The sequence below is a fragment of the Mesorhizobium sp. Pch-S genome, from assembly GCF_004136315.1.
GTDB lineage: Bacteria > Pseudomonadota > Alphaproteobacteria > Rhizobiales > Rhizobiaceae > Mesorhizobium.
Window position 1 is genome coordinate 157,533 of the sequence record NZ_CP029562.1, and the last position, 14,000, is coordinate 171,532.

Annotated in this window: 12 protein-coding genes and 1 pseudogene; 1 reads left to right on the top strand and 12 read right to left on the bottom strand. The window is 61.5% G+C overall.

Annotation, left to right across the window (positions count from 1 at the left end):
* Positions 1-3 precede the first annotated feature (3 nt).
* From C1M53_RS00745 to C1M53_RS00790, 10 genes and pseudogenes are all read right to left on the bottom strand, one after another.
* A complete protein-coding gene (locus C1M53_RS00745; protein WP_129410486.1) occupies positions 4-681 on the bottom strand; it encodes a response regulator transcription factor in 678 nt (225 codons plus the stop codon).
* A gap of 311 nt (positions 682-992) precedes the next feature.
* Positions 993-2,516: a Do family serine endopeptidase gene (locus C1M53_RS00750; RefSeq protein ID WP_129410487.1), complete on the bottom strand. Its 1,524-nt coding sequence runs from the start codon at positions 2,514-2,516 to the stop codon at positions 993-995.
* A gap of 232 nt (positions 2,517-2,748) precedes the next feature.
* On the bottom strand, positions 2,749-3,216 hold the full coding sequence (locus C1M53_RS00755; protein ID WP_129410488.1) for a cytochrome c-type biogenesis protein: 468 nt from the start codon (positions 3,214-3,216) through the stop codon (positions 2,749-2,751).
* Entirely contained in the window at positions 3,213-5,198 is a 1,986-nt protein-coding gene (locus C1M53_RS00760) for a heme lyase CcmF/NrfE family subunit (protein WP_129410489.1), read from the bottom strand. The genes C1M53_RS00755 and C1M53_RS00760 overlap by 4 nt, the downstream gene beginning before the upstream one ends.
* A gap of 5 nt (positions 5,199-5,203) precedes the next feature.
* A complete protein-coding gene (gene ccmE / locus C1M53_RS00765; RefSeq protein ID WP_129410490.1) occupies positions 5,204-5,647 on the bottom strand; it encodes a cytochrome c maturation protein CcmE in 444 nt (147 codons plus the stop codon).
* A 3-nt stretch (positions 5,648-5,650) separates the two neighbouring features.
* A pseudogene (gene ccmI, locus C1M53_RS00770) lies at positions 5,651-6,777 on the bottom strand (c-type cytochrome biogenesis protein CcmI).
* 233 nt (positions 6,778-7,010) lie between these two features.
* Positions 7,011-7,445 carry a hypothetical protein gene (locus C1M53_RS00775; protein ID WP_129410491.1) on the bottom strand — a complete coding sequence of 145 codons (435 nt, stop codon included), beginning with the start codon at positions 7,443-7,445 and terminating at the stop codon, positions 7,011-7,013.
* A 104-nt stretch (positions 7,446-7,549) separates the two neighbouring features.
* The gene (locus tag C1M53_RS00780; RefSeq protein ID WP_129410492.1) at positions 7,550-8,992 is read right to left on the bottom strand and encodes an ATP-binding protein; all 1,443 of its coding nucleotides are present in this window, start codon (positions 8,990-8,992) and stop codon (positions 7,550-7,552) included.
* A complete protein-coding gene (locus tag C1M53_RS00785; RefSeq protein WP_129410493.1) occupies positions 8,976-9,641 on the bottom strand; it encodes a response regulator transcription factor in 666 nt (221 codons plus the stop codon). The genes C1M53_RS00780 and C1M53_RS00785 overlap by 17 nt, the downstream gene beginning before the upstream one ends.
* A 65-nt stretch (positions 9,642-9,706) precedes the next feature.
* Positions 9,707-10,009 (bottom strand): hypothetical protein, encoded by a 303-nt coding sequence (locus C1M53_RS00790; protein ID WP_129410494.1) that lies wholly within the window; start codon positions 10,007-10,009, stop codon positions 9,707-9,709.
* Positions 10,010-10,284: 275 nt separating this feature from the next.
* Here C1M53_RS00790 and C1M53_RS00795 point away from each other — a divergent pair, with 275 nt between their 5' ends.
* Positions 10,285-11,061, top strand: coding sequence for a pyrroline-5-carboxylate reductase (locus C1M53_RS00795; protein WP_129410495.1), 777 nt, complete (start codon positions 10,285-10,287; stop codon positions 11,059-11,061).
* A gap of 71 nt (positions 11,062-11,132) precedes the next feature.
* Here the strand turns inward: C1M53_RS00795 and C1M53_RS00800 are convergent, their stop codons facing one another.
* Both C1M53_RS00800 and C1M53_RS00805 read right to left on the bottom strand, forming a co-directional pair.
* A complete protein-coding gene (locus C1M53_RS00800) occupies positions 11,133-12,314 on the bottom strand; it encodes a P1 family peptidase (RefSeq protein ID WP_129410496.1) in 1,182 nt (393 codons plus the stop codon).
* 311 nt (positions 12,315-12,625) lie between these two features.
* Complete coding sequence (locus tag C1M53_RS00805) at positions 12,626-13,786, bottom strand: porin (protein ID WP_129410497.1); 1,161 nt, start codon at positions 13,784-13,786, stop codon at positions 12,626-12,628.
* Between the last annotated feature and the right edge of the window lie 214 nt (positions 13,787-14,000).

Here is a 14,000-nt window from a genome sequence, read left to right on the forward strand (position 1 = left end):
GACCTAACCGCCGCTCTTCAGCATGTAGCCGGCGCCACGAATGGTATGCAGGATCGGCTTTTCAAAGCCCTTTTCGATCTTGCCGCGCAGCCGCGACACGTGCACGTCGATGACATTGGTCTGGGGATCGAAATGATAGTCCCAGACGTTCTCGAGCAGCATGGTGCGCGTCACCACCTGGCCGGCATGACGCATCAGATATTCGAGCAGGCGGAATTCGCGGGGCTGCAGGACGATTTCCTTGCCGGCGCGCTTGACCGAATGCGACAGCCGGTCGAGTTCGAGATCACCGCTCCTGTAGACCGTCTCGCTCTCCTTCACGCCAGCGCGGCGATTCAGGACCTCGACCCGCGCCAGCAGCTCGGAGAAGGCATAAGGCTTGGTCAGGTAATCATCGCCACCTGCGCGCAACCCGGTTACGCGGTCATCCACCTCGCCCAGCGCCGACAGAATGAGCACCGGCGTGGTGTTTCCGCGCGAACGCAATGCTGCGATGACCGAAAGACCATCGCGACGCGGCAGCATGCGGTCGACGACCATCACGTCGTATTCGCCGCTGTCGGCCAGTGCGAAACCGGACTCGCCGTCGCCGGCGACATGGGCTGTATGGCCAGCCTCGGTGAAGGCCTTTTCCAGATAGTCGGCGGCTTCCCGATCGTCTTCGATGATCAGAATCTTCATGGAGCCGTTATACGCAATTTCCGAAGCCGTTGCGGCAGACATCTCTGGACATCCTGTGATTTTGCGGCAGCGGGACGAGAGCCCCGCTGCCGCTGAGGTCGGACACTACTGACTGACACGCCGACCCTGCTTCCTTCACGGCGATCCGGGGGTGCGACACCGCCGTTCCGGAAGCAATGTTTCCGGATGCACGACCACCGGGAGTGGCGGCAACCGAAAGGCACCGACCGGCACGGGATTGTCCGGCTCGCCTGGTTCAGTGCCCCCACTGCCCCAGGCGCCTGCGGCTCTCCCTTGCCAGCGGCGATCGATCAGCCCTTGGCGACCGGCAGCGTCACGAAGCGGTTGGTGTCTTCGCGGCTGATCTGCACCAGCACCTGCTTGCGACCGGCCTTCTGCGCTTCCTTCATCGCATTGGAGATATCGGAGGCGCCGGCCACTTCCTGGCTGTTGATGGCAGTGATGACATCACCGGCCTGGATGCCGCGATCGGCGGCATCGCTGTCGGGATCGACGTCGGTCACGACCACGCCCTTGCCGTTGTCGGACTTGGTGACCGTCAGGCCGAGGTCGGCCAGGGAGTTGGTCCCCGACGGCTCGGATGGCTTGCCGGCCGACGCCATCTTGTCGCCATTCGGCAGCTTGCCGAGGTCGACCTTGATGGTCTCTGCCTTGCCGCCGCGCCAGACGGTGACATCCACCGACTTGCCGGGCTGATAGGCGCCGATCAGGCGGGCCAGTTCCTTGGTGGTCGCGACATCCTTGCCGTCGACCTGGGTGATGACGTCGCCAGCGACAATGCCGGCCTTCTTGGCGGGGCTGTCGTCCTGGGCACCGGAAACCAGGGCGCCCTTTTCAGCCTTCAGGCCGAGTGACTCGGCGATATCGGCCGTGACCGGCTGGATTTCGACACCGAGCCAGCCGCGTTCGATCGTGCCGCCCTTCATCAGCACCTCCACGACCTGCTTGGCGGTGGAAGCCGGAATGTCGAAGGCGATGCCGACGCTGCCACCCGAAGGCGAGAAGATCGCGGTGTTGATGCCGACCACCTGGCCGCTCTGGTTGAAGGTCGGGCCACCGGAGTTGCCACGGTTCACCGGGGCGTCGATCTGGATGAAGTCGTCATAGGGGCCGGCGCCGATGTCCCGGCCACGCGCCGAGACGATACCGGAGGTAACGGTGCCGCCAAGGCCGAACGGATTGCCGACGGCGACCACCCAGTCGCCGACACGGACCTTGGAGTCGTCGGCAAACTCGACATAGGTGAATTTCTGGTCCTTGCTGTCGACCTTGAGCACCGCGAGGTCGGTGCGCTGGTCGGTACCGACCAGCTTGGCGTCGAATTCCTTGCCGTCTGTCATGACGACGGTGAAGGCGGTGCCGCCATCGACCACGTGATTGTTGGTGACGATGTAGCCGTCCTCGGAAATGAAGAAGCCCGAGCCCTGCGCGACCGGACGCGGCTCGCGGTTGGGGTTGTCACGATGCTGGAAGCTGCGGCCACCCTGGCCGTTGGGACCACGGAACTCCTTGAAGAAGCGCTTGAGCTGCGGATTGTCCTGGAAAAAGTCGGGAGCGTCGAAGGGCATGCCGCCGTCATCGGAAGCCGGCTGGACCTTGGCCTTGACCTGCACCGAAACAACGGCCGGCGAGACCTTCTCGACAAGATCGGCGAAACCCGGAACCTGGGGAGCCTGAACGTTGACGGCCTCGGCCATCACGGGGGCCGTCCCGGTGGTCACCGCAGCGAAGCCGATGGCGCCGGCGATCGCCAGCGAAGCGGCTGCAGCGGCAAGGCGCGAACGGGTACGGGAGGAAGTGGGGGTAGCAGTCATTGATCCGTTGTCCTCTAGAACTGGACGCTCAAGCGGCATCCTTCGGGACAACAGATAGAGAAGGCGACATTACCGCTTCATTTCCAGTAGATGAAACTTTGGTAATGTTGGCTAACCCGAAAATCGGAACCGATTTTCGAAAAGGATGAAACTTTGGTAATGTTGGCTAACCTGAAAATCGGAACCGATTTTCGAAAAGGATGAAACTTTGGCAATGTTGGCGAAAGCAGGATCAGTCGCGTTTCAGGATCGCATCGAGCCTGGCTTTTTCGTCCACACTCAATCCGGCCGTTTCCGGTGCCTTCGGCCGGCGCGCCGCCCGCATCATGAATGCCCCGCCGATCAGGAGCAGGAAAACAGGCGCGCCCCATAACAAGGCAGTGCGCCATTCGAAACGCGGCTTCAGGAGCACGAACTCGCCGTAGCGCGAGACGACATAGTCGATGACCTGTGTGTCGCTGTCGCCGGCTTTCAGCCGATCGCGCACGAGAACGCGCAGGTCGCGCGCCAGGTCGGCATCGGATTCATCGATCGACTGGTTCTGGCAGACCATGCAGCGCAGGCCGGCCGACAGCGAGCGCGCGCGTGCTTCAAGTGCCGGATCGGACAACATCTCATCGGGCTTTACGGCGAAGGCACTGCCTGATGCCAGCAGCACGAACCCCAGGACCAGTCCGGCGACAAAACCTCGCATCGTCATGACACGGCTGCCGCCGCTGCTGGCTTGCTCTTGCGCTTGGCCGGCGCACCGACCCGCAGGCGACGGTCGGCCAAGGACACTGCGCCACCCACCATCATGACCAGGGCACCCAGCCAGATCAGCGTCACCAGCGGCTTCCACCAGATACGCGCCACGACCGACCCGTCGGCAGATTCATCACCCAGCGCGATGTAAAGCTGGCTGAAGCCGATCGTCTTTATGCCCGCCTCGGTGGTCGGCATCTGGCGGGCGGGATAGAAACGCTTGGACGAATTGATCGTCCCCGTCACCTGACCACCGGCATTGATCAACTGGAAACGGGCACGGTCTTCGTTGAAGTTAGGCCCCTTCATCGGCTGAATTCCGTCGAAACGCACAGCTCGGCCGGCAACCTCGACCGTCTGCTGCGGCTTCATGGTCAGGATGTGCTCTTCACCGAAATTCAGAGTGCCGACCATGCCGATCAGCGTCACCCCGAGGCCGGCATGGGCAAGCGCGGTTCCAAAGACCGACCGCGGCAGGCCGCGGAAGCGACGCAGCATGACCGGGAACGCCACCGAACCGAAACCCGATTTCATCGCCAGGTCGGTGGCCGCTCCCAGGATCAACCAGACGGCGAGGCCTGTACCGAACGCAGCGAGGACTGATCCGCCGTCGATGAGGAAAAGCACGACCAGCGCCGCCAGCAAGGCCGCGCCGAAGGCAGCCATCAGCCGCTGCGCGGCGGCAAACATGTCACCGCGCTTCCAGGCAAGCAGCGGACCGAACGGCACCAGCAGCAGGAGCGGCACCATCAATGGACCGAATGTCAGGTTGAAGAAGGGCTCGCCGACCGAAATCTTGTCTCCCGTCAGCGCCTCCAGCGCAAGTGGATAGAGCGTACCGATCAGCACGGTTGCCGTCGCCGTGGTCAGGAACAGATTGTTCAGCACCAGCGCGCCCTCACGCGAAATCGGCTGGAACAGGCCACCCACCGTCAGCGAGGACGCTCGCAGTGCAAACAACGCCAGCGAACCGCCGATGAAAAAGAGCAGGATGCACAGAATGAAGACGCCACGCGACGGATCCGTGGCAAAAGCGTGAACGGATGTCAGCACGCCGGAGCGCACCAGGAAGGTGCCGAGCAGCGACAGCGAGAAGGTGAGGATGGCGAGCAGCAGTGTCCAGATCTTCAGCGCGGAGCGCTTTTCCATGACGATGGCGGAATGCAGCAGTGCCGTTCCTGCCAGCCACGGCATGAAGGAGGCATTCTCGACCGGATCCCAGAACCAGAAGCCGCCCCAGCCAAGTTCGTAATAAGCCCAGTAGGAACCCATCGCGATACCGCCGGTGAGGAATATCCAGGCCACCAGCGTCCATGGCCGGACCCACCGTGCCCAGGCGGCATCGATGCGGCCATCGATCAGGGCGGCGACCGAGAAGGAGAAGCAGATCGAGAAGCCGACATAACCGAGATAAAGCAGTGGGGGATGCACCGCCAATCCAAGATCCTGCAGGATCGGATTGAGGTCGCGTCCTTCGACCGGAGCCGGGATCAACCGGGTAAAGGGGTTGGACGTCGACAGGATGAACAGCAGGAACGCGACGCCGATCGAGCCCTGAACGGCCAGCACGTTGGCCTTGAGACTGGCCGGCAGATTGGCGCCAAAGGCCGCGACCAGGGCACCGAAGAAAGCCAGGATCAGCACCCACAGAAGCATGGAGCCTTCGTGATTGCCCCAGGTCCCGGTGAGCTTGTAGATCATCGGCTGCAGCGAGTGTGAATTTTCCCAGACGTTGACGACCGAAAAGTCGGAACCGGCATAGGCAATCATCAAGGCAACGAAGGAAAGCGCCGTCAGTGCGAAGCCGGTGATGGCGGTTGGAGCGGCCACCGCCATCATGCGTTCATTGCCCATCCGTGCGCCGACCAGCGGCACGACCGTCTGGATCAATGCCAGCGCAAAAGCCAGAACCAGGGCGAAATGACCGATCTCAACCATGCCCGCTATTTAACCTGTGTTTCCTGCCACACGCCCTTGGCCTTCAACCCATCGGCGACTTCCTTGGGCATGTAGCGTTCGTCGTGCTTGGCCAGCACGCTATCGGCAACGAAAACGCCATCGGAGCCAAATGAACCTTCGGTGATGACGCCCTGCTCCTCGCGAAAAAGGTCCGGCAGGATGCCCGTGTAGGTAACTTTCACGGCATCGTGCGTGTCGGTCACGGCAAACGACACGGTTGTTCCCTGGCCGCGGACGATCGTGCCTTTTTCCACCAGTCCGCCGAGCCTTATGCGCTGGCCTGGCGCAACGTTGGCGGCTGCAAGATCGCCCGGCATGTAGAAGTATGAGGCCTTCTGACCGAGGGCATAAAAAGTCAGGGCGGCCGCGATGGACAGGAAGCCCAGCCCCGCCACGATCACCGACAGTCGCTTCTGCTTGCGCGTCATCGCCTACTCCGTTGCGGCGAGGCCGAGTGTACCGGCAAAGGCCGTGAATTGCTTGGCCTCCGGACTATCGGCGCCAAAAACCGCGATACCGCGCCGAAGTGCGGCGCGAGCCTCGTCGGTCTTGCCCAGCACCACATAAGAACGAATGAGGCGCATCCATCCTTCCGTGTCGCGCGGGTTCTGTTTGAGCTTTTCATCGAGACTGGCCACCATCGTCTCGATCATGGCGCCGCGCTGCTCGTCCGACAACGATGATGCGGCCGCCACATCGCCTGCCGACGGACCGCTTTGGGGTGGAACAGGATTGGTCTCCAGGCTGGCCAGAGCCTGTCCAACGGCCTTGCGCCATGGAGAATCCGCCGGCAGCGTTGTCTGCAGCTTCTGCAGCGTGGCGACCGCCTCCGGCTTGCGGCCCTCCTGCGAAAACGCCAGTGCCAGATAGAAATTCGCCTTGGGATCGTTCGGTTCAAACTTCAACGCGGTCTCGAAGGCCGTCTGTGCGTCGGCCGAAACAACCCCGCCGGCGCCATTGACCAGTGCCTCGCCCAGCCCTGTCTGGCGGGCGGCATTGTCTCCTTCGAGCCGGATCGCGTTGCGGTAGGCAGTAACGGCATCGCAAACCGGCCGATGCGTAGATAGATCGGGGCCAGAACATCCCAGCCGCGGCCATCGGCGGGGTTCTTCACCAGATGCGCTTCGGCCCTGGCCACCAGTTCATCGACCGAGCTGTCGGCCGGGTTCTTGGCAAGGCGCTCCGCCAAAGGCTGGGAAGGCAAGTCCGGAGAGCCGAGACGAGCATAGATGCCCCAGCTCAACAGGGGTACAGCCAGCACCGCGACGACGGACAGCAGACGGACGACTTTCGATCCTGCGCCGGAATCCTGTACCGCAGTTCCGCTGCCACCCAGGCGCAGGATACGGCGACCGATTTCAGCACGTGCCTGCTCGGCCTCGGCCGGTTGGATCAGGCCACGCGCCAGATCTCCGTCGAGTTCGCCCAGCTGGTCACGATAGACCTCGAGATCGTGCGCGTTTTGGGAATCCTGTTCCTTCCCCCCTCCGGCGAGAGGCAACAGCACGGCCAGGCTCGCACCCAGCGTCAGCACCGCGGCTATGACCCAAAACAGCATGGCACTTCCAATAGCGGTCCGGCTTCGTCCTGCCAACACAAGCGTCCTGCGACGCTTTGACAGAATTGCGACCAGCCGACTTTGATCGAGCGCAAATGCCCGACTGCAGCCTTGGAAAATTGTAGCGGCTGACTGGAGCAATTTCAGGAAAAGTGTGCAGCGGTTTTCCGTCCGAAATTGCGTAAGAACACAGAACTAGAGCGTTACCGCGCTTCCGTTAAAACGGAAACGCTCTAGGTCAGTGGTGTCCAGCTGCCGTCCGAGTTGCGGCAGGCGGTGCCGCGCGCAATCTGGCCGGCGCCACCCGAATAGACCGTGTGGCGATACTGACGGCAATCCTGAGAACCGACGCGATATGGCTGTGCCGCGACGACCTCGCCGTAGCGGCTGGACTGGTCACTCTTCCAGGTCACGGTCTGGCCGCTGGCGGTATATTCCAGCGCCTTGTATTCGGCCTCGAGTGCCTTGCGCTTTTCGGTCGAGGACAGGTTCGCCCCGATACTGCCGCTGATAAGGCCACCGCCCATTTCCGAAAGCACGGTTGCAGCGACAGAAGCGTTGTCCGCGCCGGATTTCGGTGCGATATCAGGCCCGCTTCCATTCGACCCGGTCGTGCTGCAGCCAGCCAGTGCCAGCATTCCGGCAACGAGGCCCATGCGAATCGTCATGCTGTCAAAATTCCCCTCTTCGCCGCGCAATCGGCGACGACCGCGGCGATAATCCCGATATTGGGCTGAAATTGGGCCATGTGCCACCCCCCATAACACGTTCTTCACTGGACGCTGCGCAGGCGAACGATCGCGTTCAAGCCTCCAAGCGACGAGCGTTCCAGTGCGAGCGTGCCGCCATACTCCTTGATAAGATCAGCCACGATGGCCAGCCCAAGCCCCGTCCCGGGTTTTGTTTCGTCCAGCCGCTTGCCGCGCTGCAGGGCCTCTCGCGCCTTGTCTTCCGGAATTCCCGGGCCATCATCCTCAATCGAGATTTCGAACTGTTCGCCGTTTTCGCCGGCTGCACCCACCGGCCTGACTGTAACCTTTGCGTTGCCACGCGCCCATTTCATGGCGTTCTCGAGCAGGTTGCCCATCACCTCTTCGAGATCCTCACGCTCACCGGCAAAGATGATGCCCTCGGCAGGCAGCGCAAGCGAAAGCGTCACTTTGGGGTTCAGCTTCTGCATCACGCGCACCATGCGCTCGGCCAACGGCGCGATCGGCGTGCGATACACGACACTGTTGCGCTGGGCGGCGATACGCGCCCGCTGCAGATAGTGCTCGACCTGCTTTTGCATTGATGCGGCCTGATCGGTGATCAACTGGCCTTTCTGCCCGCCAAGCGCCCTTCCCTCGTTGAGGAGCACGGCAAGCGGTGTCTTCAGCGAATGTGCCAGGTTGCCGACCTGCGTACGCGAGCGCTCGACGATACGCTTGTTGTTCTCGATCAACGCATTGGTCTCGTTGGCCAGCGGCTCGATCTCCGCAGGGAAATGACCGTCCAGGCGCTGCGCCGTCCCCTCGCGCACCATGGCGAGGGCTGCCCGGACCCTTCGCAGCGGTTGCAGGCCGAGCAGGATGGCAATGGCGTTGATGGCGATCATGCCGGCGCCGAACAGCGACAGGTAGGTGAGCAGCCTTCCCTGAAACGACCGGATTTCCTCTTCCAGCTCGCTCTTGTTGCCCATCACCCTGAAACGGGCGATGTGGTTCTTGGCATCGAGCACGAATTCGCTTTCGAAGACCTGCAGCGCCTCGCCTCTCAGCCCTTTTGTCGAATAGCTGCGCTGGAAGCTGGAGTTGAATGGCACCTCACCGATGGTTGGTGAAGGCAGTGTCTGCGCCATCATCGACGATGAGCGCAAATGACCGCTGACACCCTCCGAGGCCGGTTCGACCGACCAGTACCAGCCGGAAAAGGGTTCCGAGAAACGCAGGTCACCGAGATCCGGCGCGCCGATCAGCACGCCCTTGTCGGAAATGCCGACAGACCCGATCAGGTTGAAAAGATGTGCCGAGAGCAGGCTGTCGAAACCGCGCTCGCTGGCCTGACGGTAGAGCGTGGTGATCAAGGTGAAGATGACGACCAGCGTCAGAACCGCCCAGATCGAGGAAAAAGCAACGACGCGAAAGGTCAGGGAGCGCAGCCAGAAACGCAGCGGCGCCCTCGTCCTCGTCCGTTTGGTGGTGGCAAGCGGTTCCGCTTTACGCCTCCGGTTCACGCATGCGGTATCCCATGCCGCGCACGGTCTCGATCATGTCGACACCCATCTTCTTGCGCAGCCGGCCGACGAAAACTTCGATGGTGTTGGAATCGCGATCGAAATCCTGATCATACAGATGTTCGACCAGCTCGGTGCGCGATACCACCTCCCCCATGTGGTGCATGAGGTAGGCAAGAAGCCGGAACTCATGCGACGTCAGTTTCAGCGGCACACCGTCGACATCGGCCTTGGAGGCTTTCGTATCCAGGCGCAATGGGCCGCAGGTCAGCTCGGATGACGCATGGCCGGCGGCGCGGCGGATGAGCGCGCGCACACGGGCCAGGACTTCTTCGATGTGGAAAGGCTTGGTCACATAGTCGTCGGCACCGGCATCGATACCGGAAACCTTGTCACTCCAGCGATCGCGCGCTGTCAGCATCAGCACCGGCATCTTGCGGCCGTCGCGGCGCCAGCGCTCGACGACACTGATGCCGTCCATCTGCGGCAGGCCGATGTCGAGCACCACCGCGTCATAGGGCTCGGTATCGCCGAGATAATGACCTTCCTCGCCATCATAGGCGCGGTCGACCACATAGCCCGCATCGACAAGCGAATCGGCGAGTTGCCGGTTCAGTTCCTTGTCATCCTCGACCACCAGTACGCGCATCCTGCCTCGTGTCGTTCTGTTCGATTGTTCGGATATACGCCGATTCCGGAACGCGGAAACCGCGATCAGCCAGCCGGCACCACCATCTCGGCCCTGCGCGGGCGCTCTCCGTCCTTGCCCGGCACCAGCACCACAATAACGCAGACCTCCTGTCCACCGCGGTTGGCGGACGAAGCCTTGGCAAGCGTGCCACCGTTCTGGGCAGCGACTTCCTGGCCGATCGCGTAGCAGTCGGCCGCGACGGTCACAACCTGCCTGGGATAGGCGGGAGACGAGATCGGCATCGCACTCGCCGGAGTGGCGGCAGTCAGCCCGCCGACGCCGAGCGCCAGCACAAAAGACCGAAGAGTGGAGCGGATCCTGTTCATGGCGCCTTTATTAGCGCATCGGGGCTGAACACGAAATGAACACCGGCGATTGCGTCTCCCTGCCTCGTCCACAATGGCAAACCAGGCGGACCTTAACCGATACGTTCGACGCCAGACAACCGTCCACACGAAGCGACCCGACTCCCGGATCGCCCTCTCCCATCGCCGAGACGTGGAGAGACACTGACCGACCAGACGTTTCAGCCCTTGCCCGCGTGGCTGTGGCGACTATGGTCGCCGGCAATTCAAATCCAACCAGCAACACAGGGCATCGCATGAAACTTGGCTTCGTCGGCACGGGCGCCCTCACCGCAGCGATTGTCACAGGGCTCAAATCGGTGGCCGACAACTCGGTGTCGGTGCTGCTGTCGCCACGTAACGAGGAGATCGCAGCAAACCTCGCCTTGCGGTTTGATGATGTGCGGGTGGCGAGCGACAACCAGGCCGTGCTCGACGGCAGCGACATGGTGATGCTTGCGGTCCGGCCACAGGTCGCACACGAGGTCATCCCGTCGCTGCGGTTCAGGGCGGATCATCACGTCATCAGCCTGATCGCGACGCTCTCGCTGAAGGAGATCGCCACGCTGGTTGCGCCGGCCCGCAAGCTGACCAAGGCGCTGCCGATGCCGATGATCGCATCGAGACAGGGGGCTACCATCCTCTGCCCGCCGGACAAGGATGTCGCGGCCTTCTTCGGACGCCTGGGAAAAGCAATCGAGGTCGAGAGTGCGAGCGAGTTCGACGCTCTCAGCGTGGTGACAGCGACTTACGCCAGCTTTTTCAAATATCTCGATACCGTTCACGCATGGCTCAAGGACCAAGGTGTCGATGAGATCAAGGGGCGCGACTATATCGCCACCTTGTTCAAGGCGCTGGCCAATGCACCCGACGCTTCGCCTACCAGCGGCTTCATGCATCTGTCGCAGGAATACGCGACACGCGGCGGCATCAATGAGCAGATCCTGCGCGAACTGACGAACGCCGGACTGTTCGACACCTTTACCCAAAGCCTGAGCGGCGTGCACAAACGCATCGTTGCTTCGCAAACCTGAGCGCGGGATCACCCCAATTGCACAAGTCCGGCCGGCTCCGCCTGGGAGCCGGCCTTTCTGGTCGGCTTATTTCATTTCGCCAACCGGTTGTACTTCCTCAAGGCTTCCTGCAGCCTGTCGTGTGGAATGGCAAAGGAGACGTTGTCGTCTCGTCCCTTCATGGTCTCGGCCGCCACCATGGCGTTGACGATCGCCTCCTCCGTCGCATCCGCAGTGGCATGGAACAATGGATTGATCTTGTCGTTGGAGACCATCTCGACCGTCGTGTTCTTCTCCTGATTGAAAGCCTCGGGATTGGCGGTCGAGAAGGTGATGAAGATATCGCCACTGCCGTTGCCGCCATAGCCACCCGTCTTGGCGATGCCGAGCGGCACGCGGCGGGCGAGACGCTTCAGCTGATGCGGCAACAAGGGTGCATCGGTGGCCACCACGACGATGATCGACCCCGCTTCCTCGCGTTTCCATGACACATCCGGCATCAGGTCGGTGATCTCCTTGCCGATGGGTGCGCCGGCAATGGTGAGATCCGCGCGCGAGCCGAAGTTGCCCTGGACCAGAACGCCGACATTGTAGCCACCATCTTCGGCCGACAGTTTTCGCGAGGCCGTACCGGTACCGCCCTTGAAGTTGAACAGGTTCATGCCCGTGCCGCCGCCGACATTGCCTTCCGCGATTGCGCCGGATTTGGCCGAATCGAGCGCGGCATAGACATGTTCCTTCTTCACGTGCATGCCGTTGATGTCGTTCAAGATACCGTCCCAGGTCTCCGCCACCACCGGCAGCCTCCAGTAAAGGTCACGGAAATGCGGCCCGACGAGGTTGTTCTCGGCTTCCCAGGAGATGACCGAGTCACGGACGACGCCGACACTGTGTGTGTTGGTGATCATGATCGGGCCTTCGAGGAAACCGCTTTCCTCGATCCAGGTCGTCCCGGTCATCTCGCCATTGCCGTTGAGCGAATACCAGCCGGCGAAAGACGGCCCGAACGCCTTGCCGCGCGGCAGGATTGCGGTGACGCCGGTACGCACAGGTCCCTTGCCGACTACTATCTTGCCTTCGCCTTCGATGATCGTTGAATAACCGACGGTGACGCCCGGCACATCGGTGATGGCGTTGTTCGGCCCCGGTGTCCCTTCGAACGGAATGCCAAGGTCGCGGGCACGTGGTTTGTCGGCAGCCGACGCAGCAGCCGCACTAACAGCCAGAGCGATGCCGCACATCGCCCCGACCAGATTTCTGTTTGCACGTTCCATGGTGTCTCCTCCACTCTGATGAAAACGCGCTCAGTCCTCCTTTGATCTTTCGATCAACCAAGCGACAGACGCATATCGCCATCCGGAAATGGAAGCGGCAACCATGATTGACGCCACGTCAATGCAAAGGCAGTTTCTGGACCAAAGGCTGGAGCCAGCACGGCAGGCTGCCCTGGCCGCGGCTTGAACATTGTCGGCCCAAAAAAAGAATGGCCCGGCTACGGGCCGGGCCATTCTTCGGTGAAATTCTCACCTTGATAAAAAGAGCGAATGACTGGAGGTCAAGCCGGCACCCGCTAAAGGAGAAATGCTTAGAAATCGCGCTGGAAGCGGAGGATGCCGCCGACGCTGCTGTCCTTGTCCGCACCGGACCAGCTGCCACGGTAGTCAGCCTTGCCGAACTTACCTTCGTTGACATAGTCAACTTCGGCCGTGACGGTGAAGCCCGGAACCAGCTGATGCGCGACGTTGACGGCGACGCCAAGGGTCTCGCCTTCGTCATACGAAACCTGCGCGTTCAAAGAGGTCTTCTCGTTGAACTTGTAGGTACCGCCGCCCCAGACAGCCCAGTTGCCGCCCCATGGCTTATAGAAGCTGCGGTAGATATTGTCGTCAGTACCGTAGCCACCCATGATGAACAGCGAGATCTGGTCGGTTGCGTTCACATCGAGGCGAACCTTGCCGGCCCACTCTTCCCAAGGCGCGTTGTAGGCGACGACCGCGGAGATGCCGCCCCAGCCCTGCGTGTATTTGGCACCGACGACGACGTTCGGAACGTAGCTGTCGATGGTCTGGTCATTGTCAGGAGTGAAGACCCAGTTTCCGGCACCATCCTTTACGTAGGTGTTGTAGCTGCCCGATGCCTGTTCGAGCGAAACGATCGCGGAGAAGCCATTGCCGCCGTCGAAGGTGTAGCTGATCAGGTTGGTGTCAAAATCACCGTAGGGAACCAGGGTATCCTGGATGACGTTGGCGGCATAACCCGAGAAGGTGTCGTAGGCCGACTCGTCCTTACCGACGCGCAGGCCACCGAGCTGGATCCAGGCCCATTTGAGCTGGATGTCGCCCTTGTTGCCAGCTTCACCGCTGCCATCACGGTTGCCGAAGTTGAAACGGGTCTCGGTAAACGTCTTCAACGTACCGAGCTCGGTTTCCTGACCGGTCCAGGTGCGCAGTGCGAGACGGGCGTTCTTCTGCCAGGTGTCCTGCTCATCGCCATTGAGGCGATCGCGGGTCTTGGCGCCGTCGAACGAGCCGATATCGCCAAGGCCGGCATCGTAACGGACATAACCGCCGATACGCAGGCAGGTCTCGGTGCCCGGGATGTAGAAATAGCCGGCGCCGTAGACGTCGCAGATCTTGACGTATTCTGCCGGTTCCGGCTCTGCGACGACGACGGCGTCGGCGGCGCGAGCGCCGGAAACGGCGATCATTGCCGCTGCCGAGCCGAGAAGAAGGGTGTGGATTTTCACTGATATCCCCTGTTCGTACTTTAGGACCGTCAAGTTCCCCCAGTCGCGAGCAAAACGCCGCCGGAAGTTCCCGATCCGAACGGACGGACTATGCATAATTTGTGGCATCAGCTCTGATAACAAAAATGTTACCGATCTGTAACATTCAAAACAATGTATAAGTATCCATTTGGCTACCACCAATCTTCAAATGACTGATTTTACACGCGAATTT